Source organism: Amycolatopsis sp. Poz14 (assembly GCF_006704225.1).
Classification (GTDB): domain Bacteria; phylum Actinomycetota; class Actinomycetes; order Mycobacteriales; family Pseudonocardiaceae; genus Amycolatopsis; species Amycolatopsis nivea.
In genome coordinates this window covers 7993286-8007129 of the sequence record NZ_JACLHD010000001.1, presented here as the reverse complement: position 1 = coordinate 8007129, position 13844 = coordinate 7993286, and the positions used below count along the sequence as shown (strand labels likewise).

Annotated in this window: 12 protein-coding genes; 9 read left to right on the top strand and 3 right to left on the bottom strand. The window is 69.6% G+C overall.

The genetic code is table 11. The features are described 5' to 3' along the window. The first annotated feature begins 168 nt into the window (after positions 1 to 168). The 5 genes from FKO37_RS37105 to FKO37_RS37085 all read left to right on the top strand — a co-directional run bounded on the left by FKO37_RS37105 (position 169) and on the right by FKO37_RS37085 (position 6912). Entirely contained in the window at positions 169 to 1914 is a 1746-nt protein-coding gene (locus FKO37_RS37105) for a DEAD/DEAH box helicase (protein ID WP_037819238.1), read from the top strand. A gap of 349 nt (positions 1915 to 2263) precedes the next feature. Then, complete coding sequence (locus FKO37_RS37100) at positions 2264 to 3400, top strand: sugar ABC transporter substrate-binding protein (protein ID WP_037819186.1); 1137 nt, start codon at positions 2264 to 2266, stop codon at positions 3398 to 3400. Positions 3401 to 3495: 95 nt separating this feature from the next. After that, positions 3496 to 4269, top strand: coding sequence for an ATP-binding cassette domain-containing protein (locus tag FKO37_RS37095; RefSeq protein WP_037819184.1), 774 nt, complete (start codon positions 3496 to 3498; stop codon positions 4267 to 4269). Positions 4270 to 4286: 17 nt separating this feature from the next. Further along, complete coding sequence (locus tag FKO37_RS37090) at positions 4287 to 5720, top strand: sugar ABC transporter permease (RefSeq protein WP_037819236.1); 1434 nt, start codon at positions 4287 to 4289, stop codon at positions 5718 to 5720. Between the two features lie 22 nt (positions 5721 to 5742). Next, positions 5743 to 6912 carry an ROK family transcriptional regulator gene (locus FKO37_RS37085; protein ID WP_043829305.1) on the top strand — a complete coding sequence of 390 codons (1170 nt, stop codon included), beginning with the start codon at positions 5743 to 5745 and terminating at the stop codon, positions 6910 to 6912. Between the two features lie 940 nt (positions 6913 to 7852). Here the strand turns inward: FKO37_RS37085 and FKO37_RS37080 are convergent. Then, on the bottom strand, positions 7853 to 8032 hold the full coding sequence (locus tag FKO37_RS37080) for a hypothetical protein (protein WP_037358805.1): 180 nt from the start codon (positions 8030 to 8032) through the stop codon (positions 7853 to 7855). 341 nt (positions 8033 to 8373) lie between these two features. Here FKO37_RS37080 and FKO37_RS37075 point away from each other — a divergent pair, with 341 nt between their 5' ends. From FKO37_RS37075 to FKO37_RS37065, 3 genes are read left to right on the top strand one after another with little or no spacing between them, the layout of a single operon-like run. Then, a complete protein-coding gene (locus FKO37_RS37075; protein ID WP_037819232.1) occupies positions 8374 to 9174 on the top strand; it encodes a DMT family transporter in 801 nt (266 codons plus the stop codon). A 58-nt stretch (positions 9175 to 9232) separates the two neighbouring features. Next, a complete protein-coding gene (locus FKO37_RS37070; protein ID WP_238607526.1) occupies positions 9233 to 10585 on the top strand; it encodes a glutamine synthetase family protein in 1353 nt (450 codons plus the stop codon). Beyond that, a complete protein-coding gene (locus FKO37_RS37065) occupies positions 10573 to 11328 on the top strand; it encodes a hypothetical protein (RefSeq protein ID WP_238607525.1) in 756 nt (251 codons plus the stop codon). The genes FKO37_RS37070 and FKO37_RS37065 overlap by 13 nt, the downstream gene beginning before the upstream one ends. Here the strand turns inward: FKO37_RS37065 and FKO37_RS37060 are convergent. After that, complete coding sequence (locus FKO37_RS37060; RefSeq protein ID WP_037819180.1) at positions 11298 to 11684, bottom strand: helix-turn-helix domain-containing protein; 387 nt, start codon at positions 11682 to 11684, stop codon at positions 11298 to 11300. The genes FKO37_RS37065 and FKO37_RS37060 overlap by 31 nt on opposite strands. On the opposite strand from FKO37_RS37060, the gene FKO37_RS37055 reads away from it, so the two are divergent. Next, positions 11584 to 12381 (top strand): NAD(P)-dependent oxidoreductase, encoded by a 798-nt coding sequence (locus FKO37_RS37055; protein ID WP_255807056.1) that lies wholly within the window; start codon positions 11584 to 11586, stop codon positions 12379 to 12381. The genes FKO37_RS37060 and FKO37_RS37055 overlap by 101 nt on opposite strands. Before the next feature lie 2 nt (positions 12382 to 12383). Here the strand turns inward: FKO37_RS37055 and FKO37_RS37050 are convergent, their stop codons facing one another. After that, entirely contained in the window at positions 12384 to 13817 is a 1434-nt protein-coding gene (locus FKO37_RS37050) for an APC family permease (RefSeq protein WP_238607523.1), read from the bottom strand. Positions 13818 to 13844 lie beyond the last annotated feature (27 nt).

Here is a 13844-nt window from a genome sequence, read left to right as displayed (position 1 = left end):
GCGTGTCGGAGGACACCACCCGTGGCGGTGGCGGGCGCCCGGGGACTCGGAAGGTAAGCTGGCCGACGTGCCCTCATCGCGGCGCCCGGCGGCGAAGCCGGTGCCACAGTGGGGGTTTTCGCACGTCACGGCCGCGCGGAGCGGCCCGAGGAGGGGGTGAACCGAGTTTTGTCCGAGACGACCCAGCCGGTCCTCGGGGCGCCGCCCGCAGCGACGGACTCCACCGCGCGCCCGCTGCGCGCCTGGCAGCGCCGAGCGCTCACGAAGTACCTGTCGAGCAAGCCGAAGGACTTCCTCGCGGTCGCGACGCCGGGCGCGGGCAAGACCGTCTTCGGCCTCCGGATCGCCGCCGAACTGCTGTCGGACCGCACGGTCGAGGCGGTCACGATCGTCACCCCGACCGAGCACCTGAAGCACCAGTGGGCGGCCTCGGCCGCGGCGGCGGGCATCCCGATCGACTCGAACTTCCGCAACACCACCGGCGTCACGTCGTCGGACTACCGCGGCGTCGCGGTCACCTACGCGCAGGTCGCCGCGCACCCCACGCTGCACCGGGTGCGCACGGAGAACCGCAAGACCCTGGTGATCCTCGACGAGATCCACCACGCGGGCGACGCGAAGTCCTGGGGCGACGCGACCAGCGAGGCGTTCACGCCCGCGGTGCGCAGGCTCGCGCTCACCGGGACCCCGTTCCGCAGCGACGACTCGCCGATCCCGTTCGTCACCTACGAACCGGACGGCGGCGGGTTCCAGCGCAGCAAGGCCGACCACTCCTACGGCTACTCCGACGCCCTCGCCGACGGCGTGGTCCGGCCGGTCGTCTTCCTCGCCTACTCCGGCGAGGCGTCGTGGCGCACCAGCGCGGGCGAGGAGTTCACCGCGCGGCTGGGCGAGCCGCTCACCGCGGAGCAGAACGCGCGCGCTTGGCGCACGGCGCTCGATCCGGCGGGCGAGTGGATCCCGGCGGTGCTGCAGGCCGCCGACACGCGGCTCAGCCAGGTACGGCAAGGAATCCCGGACGCGGGCGGCCTGGTGATCGCCACCGACCAGGAAACCGCGCGCGCCTACGCCAAGATCCTGGAGCGGATCTGCGGCGAAACGCCGACGCTGGTGCTGTCCGACGACCCGAAGGCGTCCGGGCGGATCAAGGAGTTCTCCGAGACCAAGGAACGCTGGATCGTCGCGGTCCGGATGGTGTCCGAAGGCGTCGACGTCCCGCGGCTGGCCGTCGGCGTGTACGCGACCAGCGCGTCCACCCCGCTGTTCTTCGCACAGGCCATCGGCCGCTACGTGCGGGCCCGGAAAAAAGGCGAGACGGCGAGCATCTTCCTGCCGAGCGTGCCGGTGCTGCTGGAACTGGCCAGCGAGCTGGAAGCGCAGCGCGACCACGTGCTCGGCAAACCGCACCGGGAGAAGGAAGGCTGGGACGACGAACTGCTCGCCCAGGCCAACCGCACCGAGGACGAACCGGGCGAGGAGGAGAAGGCGTTCACCTCGCTGCACGCCTCCGCCGAGCTCGACCAGGTCATCTACGACGGCAACTCGTTCGGCACCGCGGTCTTCTCCGGATCCGACGAGGAGCAGGAGTACCTCGGCCTTCCCGGGCTGCTGGAGCCGGACCAGGTCCGCGCGCTGCTGCGCAAGCGGCAGGAAGAGCAGATCTCCGACGAGAAGCGGCGCAAGCCGAAGGACGAGCAGCCGGCCGCGCCGCCGGTCCGGTCGCAGTCGGTGAGCGAACGGCTCGGCGCGCTGCGCAAGGAGCTCAACGCGCTGGTCGGCGTGTACCACCACCGCACGAAGAAGCCGCACGGCGCGATCCACAACGAACTGCGCCGCCAGTGCGGCGGCCCGCCCACCGCGATGGCGACGGTGGAGCAGCTCGAAGAGCGCATCGTCACGCTGCGCTCCTGGTAGTTCTCCGGGCGAAACAGCGGGGCGCACGGCGGGTCCGTGCGCCCCTTCCCCAGGTAGAACGGTTCGTCCGGTTCGATCCGGGCGCCTGAACGGGCACCCCTGCCCTGCGGACCGGACAAGACCGGACAAGTTCTCGTTACGCTCGGTGCGTGGCAGGGATCACTCAGTCAGCGCAAGCCCCTGATGAGGGCTGCGTTGCCGAACCGTGTCCATTTGGTGTCGGTTACTCGATCCCGCCATCTTCCGCAGAGCCGCTCCGCGGCATATGTTGTCGGCCACAACATATCTGCGACGGTGCACGGGGACCCCTCCCGATCACCCCGCGAGCATGATCGGAGAAGGAACGAGGATGCGCACCAGAACCCTTACCCTCCTCGCCGCGACGGTGAGCGCCGGCCTGGCGCTTTCGGCGTGCGGCGCCAACAGCGCGGGCTCCGGCAACTCGGGGGACAGCAAGAGCTCCGCCTCCGCCCCGGCAGGCGGCGGCGCCAACGGCAAGGTCGGCGTGATCCTGCCGGAGACCGCCACTTCGGCCCGCTGGGAAGCCTTCGACAAGCCGATGCTGCAGGCCGCGCTCTCCGCGCAGGGCTTCAGCGCCGACATCCAGAACGCCCAGGGCGACAACCAGAAGTTCTCCACTCTGGCCGACGGCTTCATCAGCTCGGGCGTCAAGGTGCTGGTCATCGCCCCGTCCGACCCCGCGGTCGGCGCGGCGATCGAGGCCAAGGCCAAGAACGCCGGCATCCCGGTCATCGACTACGACCGCCCGAGTCTCGGCGGTTCGGCCGACTACTACGTCTCGTTCGACAACGAGAAGGTCGGCGAAATCCAGGCACAGGGCCTCGCGGACGCGCTGAAGAGCAAGCCGGGAGCCAACGTCGTCCAGATCGAGGGCGCGCCGACGGACAACAACGCGACCCTGTTCGCCAACGGCCACGACAAGGTCCTCAAGCCGCTGTACGAGTCCAAGGCGCTGAACCTCGTGCAGAAGCAGCCCATCGACAACTGGGACGCCCAGGTCGGCGGCACGACGTTCGAGCAGATCTTCACCCGCGTCGGCGGCAAGGTCGACGGCGTCGTCGCGGCGAACGACGAGCTGGCGGGCGCGGTGATCACCGTGCTGAAGAAGAACGGCCTCAACGGGAAGGTCCCGGTCACCGGCCAGGACGCGACCGCGGCCGGTCTGCAGGCGATCCTGCGCGGCGACCAGACGCTGACGATCTTCAAGCCGATCAAGGAAGAGGCCGAGAACACCGCGAAGCTGGCCGCCGCGCTGGCCAAGGGCGACAAGGCCGCCGCCGACGCGATCGCCACCGGCAAGCTGCACGACCCGAAGAACAACCGCGACCTGAAGTCGGTGCTGCTGCAGCCGCAGCTGATCACGATCAAGGACATCAAGACCGTCGTCCAGCAGGGCTACGTCAAGGCGTCCGACATCTGCACCGGCGACCTCGCCGCCAAGTGCACCGAAAACGGCATCTCCTGACGCAGCAGTAACTCCCCGCCAGAGCAGCCGGGCCGGGACGCGTTCCCCCGACGCGCGTCCCGGCCCGGTATCCACGCGAGAGACAAGCGAATCCCATGAGCGAGCCCATTCTCGACATCACCGGCCTGAACAAGAGCTTCGGCCCGGTCCACGTCCTGCACGACGTGGACTTCGCCGTGCGGGCGGGCGAAGTGACCGCGCTCGTCGGCGACAACGGGGCCGGCAAGTCCACTTTGGTCAAATGCATCGCGGGCATCCACCCGTACGACACCGGAGCCGTGCGGTTCAACGGCGCGGACGCGCACATCCGCGGCCCCAAGGACGCCGCCGAACTCGGCATCGAGGTCGTCTACCAGGACCTCGCCCTCGCCGACAACCTCGACATCGTGCAGAACATGTTCCTCGGCCGCGAGCGCGGCAGCAGCTGGCTGCTCGACGAGGCCAGCATGGAGAAGGCCGCGCGCGAGACGCTGGCGTCGCTCGGCGTGCGCACGGTGAAATCCGTCCGCACCCCGGTTTCCTCGCTGTCGGGCGGTCAGCGCCAGACTGTCGCGATCGCGAAATCCGTGCTGTGGAACAGCAAAGTCGTCATCCTCGACGAACCGACCGCGGCGCTCGGCGTCGCGCAGACCAAGCAGGTGCTCGATCTGGTGCGCCGGCTGGCCGAACAGGGCCTCGGCGTGGTGCTGATCAGCCACAACATGGCCGACGTGTTCGAGGTCGCGGACCGGATCGCGGTGCTGTACCTCGGCCGGCTGGTCGCGGAGGTGCAGACCGGCGACGTGACGCACAGCCAGGTCGTCGAACTCATCACCGCGGGCCGATCGGGCGATCTCGGCCTGGCCCGTCCCGAAGCTGTCGCGCTGTGAGCGAGAAAGAACCCGCCATGACCGAAACTTCCGAGAAGCCGCAGACGCCGGACGCGCCCTCCGGGGCGATCGCCGACTTCGGCATCGACACGACCTCGCTGTCCACCGGCGAGGCGATCAAGGACTACTTCGCGCGGATGAAGGACGGGCAGCTCGGCTCGATTCCCGCCGTGCTCGGCGTGATCGTGCTCGCCGTCCTGTTCAGCGCGCTGTCCGGCGACTTCTTCACCCTGCAGAACATCGCCAACCTGCTCGAGCAGGGCGCGGGCCAGACCATCATCGCGATGGGCATCGTGTTCGTGCTGCTGCTGGGCGAGATCGACCTGTCCGCGGGCACCGCGTCCGGCGTCTGCGCGTCGCTGATGGCGCTGCACTATGTCCACAATGGAAACCTGCTGGGCTCCATGGGAACCGGCGTCTTCATCACGTTCATCGCGGTGCTCGTGCTCGCGGTGGTGCTGGCGCTGCTGCAGAAGATCTGGGCCGGGGCGGCGGTTTCGCTGGTCGGCATCGTGGTGATCATGGTCGGCGCGCCGGTCAACGCGTGGGTCGAAATGCTCATCGCGGTCTGCACCGGCACCGCGATCGGCTGCATCACGGGTTTCCTGGTGTCGAAGATCGGCATGCCGTCCTTCGTCGTCACGCTGGCGCTGTTCATCGTCTGGCAGGGCGTGATCCTGCAGTTCGTCGGCGAAGGCGGCACGCTGCCGATCAGCACGAGCGACACGCTCAACGCGGTCGCCAACGGCAACCTCTCGATCGTCGGCAGCTGGGTGCTTTTCGTCGTCGCGGCAGGCGGATACGCGGTTCTCGCGCTCGGACAGCACTTCTCGCGGCTGAAGCGCGGGCTGGTGGTCCAGCCGACGCCGATCGTGCTGGCGAAGGTCGGCGCCATCGCGGTCGTCGCCGCGGTCGCGACCTATCTGCTCACCATCAACCGCGCGTCGAACGACCTCGTCGTGATCGCGGGCGTGCCGTACGTGGTGCCGATCGTCCTGGTCCTGCTGGTGGCGGGCACCTACGTGCTCAACCGCACCAAGTACGGCCGGCACCTGTACGCGGTGGGCGGCAACAAGGAAGCCGCGCGTCGCGCCGGCATCAACGTGCCGAAGCTGCGCACCAGCGTGTTCGTGATCAGCTCGTCGTTCGCGGCGATCGGCGCGATCGTGTACTCGTCGAAGGTCGGTTCGGTCAGCGGCCAGTCCGGCGGTCTGAACACCCTGCTGTTCGCGGTCGGCGCGGCGGTCATCGGCGGCACCTCGCTGTTCGGCGGCAAGGGCCGGATCATGGACGCGGTGATCGGCGGCGCGGTGCTGGCGATCGTGAACAACGGTCTCGGCCTGCTTCAGCAGAAGGCCGCGGTGGTCAACATCATCACCGGCCTGGTGCTGCTGCTGGCCGCTTCGGTGGACGCGTTGTCGCGACGGCGGGCTGAGGCGTCAGCACGCTGAGGGCAGATGGGAAGATGATCCGGTGAGCAGCCCGCCCGTCGCCCGCCCGGACGAGGTGCGCCGGCACAACCGCACGACTCTGTTGCGCCTGCTGCACGTCGGCGGGCCCAGTACGCGGGCTGCCCTGGCCACCGAACTGGGGCTCAACCGGAGCACCATCAAGACCCTCGTCGACGGTCTCGCCGAGGCAGGCGTGGTCGAGGAAAAAGTGCCGAGGCCAGGGCGAGGGGCGGGCCGCCCCTCGCTCCTGGTCCTGCCGCAGCCGCACGCCGCGGTGGTGCTCGCGGTCGATTTGCAGGTCGAACACGTGGCGATCGCGCTGGTCGGGCTCGGCGGGCAGATCCTCGGGCGCAACAGCTGGAACCTGCACACCCGGACGCGGACCGCGGACGAGGTGATCACGCACGTGATCGAGTCGACCCGGGTCCTGGCGAGCGACCTGGGCGTGGAACCGATCGCGGTCGGCGTGTCGGTGCCCGGGGTGGTGCGACGGGCCGACGGGCTGGTGCACGAAGCGCCCAACCTGCGGTGGACCGATGTGGCGCTCGGGGACCGGCTGTCGGCGGTGCTGCGGATTCCGGTGCTGGTGGCCAATGACGCCGAACTGGGCGCGGTTGCCGAGCATTTGCGCGGGGCGGCTCGGGGGTCTTCGGACTCGGTGTACGTGTCCGCGGACGTCGGTGTCGGCGGCGGGGTGATTTCGCAGGGGTCTTCGCTGCGCGGCGGCGCTGGGTATGTCGGCGAGATCGGGCACATGGCGATCCGGCCTGGCGGGCGGGCTTGTTATTGCGGCAGCCGCGGATGCTGGGAGACCGAGATCGGCGAGGCCGCGCTGTGCCGGGCTCTGGGGTTGCCGGAGGACACGCCGCGCGGGGTGATTCTCGTTGAGCTGCGGGAGCTGGGGCTGGATGCTGTCGCGGCTTCCTCTCGGTTGGCTGAGTATGCGGAATGGCTGACGTTGGGGTTGGTCAACGTGGTCAACCTGCTAGGGCCGGAGCTGGTGGTGCTGGGGGATTTGCTGACTGTGCTGCCGGAGTCGGTGATGCGGGCGGTTGCCGAGGAGGTTCGGGGGCGGAGTTTGGTGTCTCGGGCTGTTGGGGGGACGCGGATCGTGAGTTCGGCTTTGGGGGCGGATGTGAAGCTGCTGGGGGCTGCTGAGGTGGCTTTTGAGGTGGTTCTGGATACGGTTTGACGTCCTCTTCGGCTCGTCCTCTTCGGCTCGTCGCCTGGCGGCGACATTGCGCCCGTTGGTTGCGTGGGGCACCCCGAAGTTTGATTGTGCTGACGGTTCGGGGGTGCTTGTCAAGGCGGGAAAGATGCCTTGACAAGCACCCCCGAACCGCAGGGGAGCTTCGTATCGGGGTTGGGGGAGGGGCTGGGTGCCTCGATGTTTGGGTGCATCGGCTGCGGTAGAGAGGGGCTGGGTGTCTCGATAGCGGGTGCATCGGCTGCGGTGGAGGGCTGGGTGCCTCGCTCGTTGGGTGCACCGGCTGCGGTTTGGGCTGGGTGCCTTGATGCTTTGGGTGCATCGGCTGCGGGAGCGGATTGGTGCCTCCTCCACCGTCGGATGCACCAGCTTCGGTCTCGTGGGTGGTGGCGGCTAGCGGCCCCAATGCCACATTGGGTGCGTGGGATGCACCCAATGTGGCGTTCGGTGCGTGGGATGCACCCAATGCCGCATTGGGGGCGCATCGCTGGCGGGGCTGCGGCGAGGGTGGTCCGTGAAGGGCTCCTTGAGGGAATCTAGGTCCGTGAAGGGGCCCCTCACCGCCGGTGGCTGGTCGTGAGGGCCACCCTGAGGGAATCAGAGTCAATGAGGGTTCCCCTCATTGACGTGGGGGAAGCGTCTCGGATGCGGAGCGTGCATTGCCCGGTTGACGGGGGCAGGAACGCGGCGAGGTGGGGGTCCGGCGTGGTGCCCACGTGCGGAGGTCAGCACTTGCCGCCGTGGCGGGCGTGCGGGGCCAGTGTGGAGGCCTAGGACTCGCTCAGGCAGCCGAGTGGAGCCGGTTCGCGCCTCACTGCCTGACGCGGCCACAGCAAACCGAGCGCGTAACTCGGCCCGAAAACGCCGGAGGCGGCAAGCGCGCTGCGCCTGCCGCCTCCGGGTAGCTGTTGTCGGGTGAGCGAACTTACTTCTGGATCTCCGCGGCCAGTTCCTTGAGCTTGGCCTCGTGCTCTCGGGCGTGGTGCCCGCAGAAGAGCAGCTCGCCTCCGGAGCTGAGGACAGCGCGTACCTGAGCTGCTGCTCCGCACCGGTCGCATCGGTCGGCTGCGGTCAATTCGGGGCGGGTGAGCGTCGGCGTTGTCATGGGGGTCTCCCTCCGTCCCGGCACCGGTCGCCCGGTGCCTCGATCCAGCTACGCCCACTTCGGTGTCGATGCCTTCGGCGGGGATCGCTTCCGGCTCCGCTGTGTTCGTGCTTCCACTCTTGCAGACGTTTGGCGGCCCGCAAGTGTTCCCGCGCCGGTGGGAGGTGCGTCACGCCGAATTAGCCCGGTTGCCGCAGCGGCGTCCCAACCCGTAGGACCAGACCACCCGCCGCTTGGCGTTTTCCGTGGTCAGGCACCATGCGGGAGTGGGCATTGCACTCTCCTGGAAACGCGTGAACGCGATTCCGGCACCGGTCTTGTTCGTTCTCAGCGGAATTTCCATGTATGCCGGTGCGGCCATCGCGGTCGACCTCTTCGGGCACGCCACGCCCTCCGGGGTTGCGTGGCTGCGCTGTCTCGGTGCGGCCGTCGTGCTGCTGCTGTGGCGGCGGCCACCGAAAGCAGCCTGGCGGGGCAAGCGGCTGCTGCTCGCGGGCGCTTTCGGCGTCGTCACGGCGGGGATGAACGTGGTCTTTTACGAGGCCATCGCGCGGTTGCCGCTGGGCACGGTCGTCGCGCTGGAGTTTGCCGGTCCGGTGGTCGTAGCGGCGATTGGGTCACGGACCCGGCGCGATTTGATCGCGCTGGTCCTGGTGGCGCTCGGGGTGGTCGCGATCGCGGACGTGCGGATCGCGGGCAGTCCCCTCGGCGTCGTGTTCGCGCTGGCCGCGGCGGCTGCTTGGGCTGGGTACATCGTGCTGGGCAAGCGGGTCGCGATCGGCGGGGACGGGCTGGATTCGCTCGCGGTCGGGTTCGTGGTGGCGACCGTCGTGCTGTCGCCGCTCGCGCTGGGCACCGGCGAAGTGTGGGGTTCGCCACGCATGCTGCTGCTCGGGATCGGCGTCGGCGTGTTGTCCACCGTTGTGCCGTACGCGCTCGACCAAGTGGTCCTGCGCCGTCTCGGGCAGGCGCGGTTCGCGGTGCTGCTGGCATTGCTGCCGGTGACGGCGGGGGTCGTCGGGTTCGTGGTGCTCGCGCAGGTGCCGAGCGTCGTCGAAGCGATCGGGACGCTCGCCGTCGTCGCGGGAGTGGCGTTGCGCAGCCGTGACGACTCCGGGCCGGTCACTGAGCCGCCCGGGTGAACATTCGCGGATGGCCCGGACGGCGCGGGCCCGCGATACTGATCCCGAGGAGGTTGCCATGACCAAGGCGGCGTCGGCGGCGGCGAAAGACCTGGCCGCGGCGGGGGTCGGTGGCGTCCACCTGGCCTGGGCGGACAACAACGGCATCCCGCGCTCGCGGGTGGTCCCGGTCGGCGGGCTGGCCGACGCGGCGGTCCGCGGCGTGGGCGCGACCTCGCTGTTCGCGGTCTTCGACAGCCACGACGCCATCACGTACGCCCATTCCGGCCTCGGCACTCCGTCGGGCGACATCCGGCTGGTACCGGTCGTGGAACGCCTCCGCCGGCTCGCCGGGCAGCCTGCGCTGGCTTGGGCACCGGTGCGGCAGATCGCGGCGGACGGTTCGCCGTGGCCGTACTGCCAGCGTTCCGTGCTGGAGCGGCAGGTCGCCGAGGCAGCACAACGTGGTCTCGAATTCCGGGCGGGGTACGAGCTGGAGTTTTCCGTAGCGCCAGCGGGCAGCGAGGACGTCGTGTCCGCGCCGGGACACCGCGGTCCGGCCTACAGTCCGCACGCGCTGATCGGCCTGGACGACTTCATCGCCGCGCTGCTGCACGATTTCTCCGCGAACGGCCTGCAGATCGGCCAGCTGCACGCGGAATACGGCGTCGCGCAACTGGAATTGTCGCTCGCTGCCACGGATCCGGTCTCCGCGGCGGACGATCAGCTTTTGGCGCGCCAGACCATCCACGCGGCCGCGCACGCACACGGGCTGGTGGCGGCTTTCGCGCCGATGATCGGTCTCGGAGCTGCGGGAAACGGCTGGCACTTGCACACTTCGGTCCGTCGCAAGGGCCGCAACCTCCTGGCTGGTGACGGGGTGCCGGAAGGCGACGGCGCGGCGTACCTCGGCGGGCTGCTGCGGGATTTGCCCGCGCTGACGGCGATCACCGCGCCGAGCGTGCCGTCGACGATGCGGTTGCGGCCAGGGTTTTTCGCTGGTGCGTATGCGTTTTGGGGCGTCGAGAACCGCGAAGCGCCGCTGCGGTACGTCCCGGGCACGGCGCTGCTCGGGACGGAGCACGCGAATGTCGAGCTGAAGACGTCGGACGCGTCGGCCAATCCGTATCTCGCGCTGGCGGTAGTGCTCGCTGCCGGAATGGCCGGGATCGAGGATTCGGCGGTGCTGCCGGAGCCGATCGCGGAGGACCCGGGCGGCTGGAGCGAAGGGGAACGGAACACCGCGGGCGTGCTGCCGCTGCCGGCGAGTCCGTCCGAACAGGACACTGCGCTGCTGGCGAATCCGCGCGTGTCCGGGGCGCTGGGGGACGAGCTGCTCGGCGCGTTCCGCGCGGTGCGCGCCTCGGACGCGGCGTGGGCCGCCGAGCGGGCGCCTGAGGAGATCGTGGCGGCGCATCTGTGGCGGTACTGAACACGGGGCTTTCCGACGTCCACTGGCTTCCCGGCGGTGCGCGCCTGGTCGCCGAGGCCCGGGCGGAACTGCCGCAGAAAGACGGGTTGGCGGCGGCCTTCACCGGGCTCGTGACGCTGCGCGCGGCGGACATCGCGGTGCCGGACCAGGACGAGGTCGCGATCGCTGCCGGGACCGTGCGCGCATCGCCCAGTCGTCCGGCAGGTGCGTTGTCCCGCAACGACTTCCGCCTTCCGGTGCCGTTCGACGAGACAGCTGCGGGCACCTCGCTGGACGGCTTGGCCGCAGCTATCCGGACGCTGTCGGAAGAGAAGCTGGCGGTGGTTCCGGCGCTGGGGGCGTGGAGCGCGTCGACGGTCTCGGATTTGCTGCTGGGCCTGTGGGAATTGCCGCGAGTGGCGGTGCTGGCGCGGGTCGACCCGGCGGAACTGGGATCTCCGGACACGCCGGAACGAGCGCTGCTGGACTACCTCGACACCGGCATCCCTCCACTGTGGACGAACCGGTGGCGGCCGCCCGCGCCGCATCACGTGCTGATCGCCGGAGTCCGGCTCGGCGCGGAGGGAACGCTGCTGTCCGTTGTGGACACTTACCGCGAACTGGGCGACGACGGCGTGCACGACCAGCCGGTGGAATGGATCGCGGCGGGGCTCGAATCGGTGCTGCTGGTCGCGGATTCCCGGTACGCGGAGGCGTTGGCGCAGGCGGTTTCCTACGCCGGATTGCGCACCGGCGCGGCGTAGCGTTCCTGCGCGTCCAGCAGTTCTTCCCAGTGCTCGGCGACCCAGCCGTACACCGTCTTCATCGGCTCCAACAGGCTGCGGCCCAGCGGCGTCAGCGCGTATTCGACGCCTGACGCCGGGTCGGCGTGCGCCGTGCGGGAGACGAGGCCGGAGCGTTCGAGGCCGCGCAAAGTCTGGGTCAGCACCTTCGGCGTGACGCGATGCAGCGGCACCCGCAGTTCGGAGAACCGGCGCGGCCCGTCCTCCAGGCAGCGGATGACCAGCGCGGACCACTTGTCCCCGAACCGGAACGGCACCAGCGCGGACGGGCACAGCTCCTCGAACAGGTCGGGAGGCAAGGGCTGCCGAACGGTCATCGCGGTCTCCTCTCGAAGTATCCCGGAGGGAACCGGCCCCCTGGCTACCTTCCAGAGCATCGACACCTCAGGAGGTATTCCCACGATGAGCAAGATCGTTGTTTTCGGGGCGGGCGGCCGGGCCGGACGGCAGGCGGTCGCGGAGGCACGGCGGCGCGGGCACGACGTCACCGCGGTGGTCCGCGATCCCGCGCGCTACCGAGACTTGGCCGACGTCGTCGCAGGCGATGTCACCAGCGCGGACGATGTCGCAGCCCTCGCCGCCGGGCACGACGCGGTCATCAACGCGGCCGCTGTTTACGGCGAGGGCACCGACCCGCACGCGTTCTTCACCAACGCCGCACACGCTCTCGTTGCCGGATTAGCGCAGGCTCGGCTGGTCGCGGTCGGGCTGTCCGTGCTGCTGCCCACCGCTGACGGAACCCGGGCGCTGGACTCGGGTCCGGCGGAGTTCCGGCCCTTCTGCCTGGCACACGCGGCGGGGCTCGAGGTGTTGCGCGCCGAAGGCACCGGGCTGGACTGGGTGTACGTCAGCCCGGTCGGCGACTTCGACCACGACGGCGAGCGCACCGGCCGCTACGAAATCGGCGACCAGTTCGACTTCTCCGCCAAGATTTCGTACGCCGACTTCGCCGTGGCGCTGCTCGACGAGGTCGAGAACCCGCGGCACCACCGCGTGCACCTGGCAGTGGCCTGAACCTACTTGGCGAAGCGGGAGTGCTTGCGGCCGTAGAAGAAGTAGATCAGCAGGCCGATCACGAGCCACGCGGCGAACCGGATCCAGGTCATCACGTCGAGGTTCAGCATCAGGTAGAAGCACGCCACCGCGGCGATGATCGGCACCACCGGCGAGAACGGCACGGTGAACGGGCGCTTCAGGTCCGGGCGGCGTTTGCGCAGCACCGGCACCGCGACCGCGACGATGATCATCGCCGACAGCGCCCCGATGCTGACCATGTCGGCCAGCGCCGAGATCGGCACGAACGCCGCCAGCACGGCGATCAGCGCGGCCCCGCCGATGGTCATCCGGTGCGGCGTGCCCCAGCGCGGGTGCGCCGTGCCGATCGCCTTGGGCAGCAGGCCGTCGCGGCCCATCGCGAAGCCGATCCGGCCGATCGTGACCAGTTCGACCATCATCACCGACGTCAGCCCGGTGACCGCGCCCAGCGAGATCAGCGCGCCGACCCAGTGCTGGCCGACCCGGTCGAACGCGTCCGCGAGCGGCGCGCCGGAGTCGATGTCGGTGTAGTGGACCATGCCGGTCAGCACGATCGAGACCCCGATGTAGAGCACCGCGCACACGGCCAGCGCGCCGAGGATGCCGACGCGGAGGTCCTTGCGCGGGTTGATGGTCTCCTCGCCGAGGTTGGCGAGCGCCTCGAACCCGGTGTAGGCGAAGAACACGACCGCCGCGGCGGTGACCATGCCGGCGATGCCGTACACCGACTGCTCGAGCCCGAGCACGGCCTGGACCACCGGCTGGTGCAACGCGTTCGCACTGCTCGACGGCGGCTGCGCGGGCGGGACGAACGGGGTGAGGTTCGAACCCTTCACGAAGAACACGCCGACGGCGAGGATGAGCACGCAGACGGCGACCTTGACGAGCACCAGCAGGTTCGTGAGCCACGAGGACTCCTTGATGCCGACCACGGCCACGACCGTCAGCACCGCGATGATCAGCACCGCGCCGACGTTGACCGTCGCGCTCTCGCCGAACCAGTCCGGCGACAGCCCGAGCAGGTTCGCGAGATAGCCGGACCAGCTGCGCGACACCACGGCCGCGCCGAGCGCGAACTCCAGCAGCAGGTCCCAGCCGATGATCCAGGCGAAGACCTCGCCGAGGGTGGCGAAGGCGTAGGTGTAGGCGCTGCCCGCGGTCGGCACGCTGGAGGCCAGCTCGGCGTAGCAGAGCGCGGCGAGGCCGGCGACCACCGCGCCGATCACGAACGAGAGCGTCACCGACGGCCCGGCGTGCGTTTTCGCCTCGACCCCGGCGAGGGTGAAGATCCCGGTGCCGATGATGATGCCGACGCCGAACCCGATCAGGTCGCGTCCCCTGAGCCGCCGCTTCAGCTCGCCGGATTCCTGTCGCTTGAGGACTTCGTCGACGTCGAGAGTTCTCCGCTCACCCATGGGGGAACGTTAGAAGGTCGCGCGCGG

Excerpts from the sequence above, each read along its gene's own strand:
- FKO37_RS37055 (WP_255807056.1), top strand. The coding sequence starts at position 11,584 with ATGACCAGCGCGGACCACTTGTCCCCGAACCGGAACGGCACCAGCGCG.
- FKO37_RS37090 (WP_037819236.1), top strand. The coding sequence starts at position 4,287 with ATGACCGAAACTTCCGAGAAGCCGCAGACGCCGGACGCGCCCTCCGGG.
- FKO37_RS37100 (WP_037819186.1), top strand. The coding sequence starts at position 2,264 with ATGCGCACCAGAACCCTTACCCTCCTCGCCGCGACGGTGAGCGCCGGC.
- FKO37_RS37050 (WP_238607523.1), bottom strand. The coding sequence starts at position 13,817 with ATGGGTGAGCGGAGAACTCTCGACGTCGACGAAGTCCTCAAGCGACAG.
- FKO37_RS37060 (WP_037819180.1), bottom strand. The coding sequence starts at position 11,684 with ATGACCGTTCGGCAGCCCTTGCCTCCCGACCTGTTCGAGGAGCTGTGC.
- FKO37_RS37070 (WP_238607526.1), top strand. The coding sequence starts at position 9,233 with ATGACCAAGGCGGCGTCGGCGGCGGCGAAAGACCTGGCCGCGGCGGGG.
- FKO37_RS37095 (WP_037819184.1), top strand. The coding sequence starts at position 3,496 with ATGAGCGAGCCCATTCTCGACATCACCGGCCTGAACAAGAGCTTCGGC.
- FKO37_RS37080 (WP_037358805.1), bottom strand. The coding sequence starts at position 8,032 with ATGACAACGCCGACGCTCACCCGCCCCGAATTGACCGCAGCCGACCGA.
- FKO37_RS37075 (WP_037819232.1), top strand. The coding sequence starts at position 8,374 with ATGTATGCCGGTGCGGCCATCGCGGTCGACCTCTTCGGGCACGCCACG.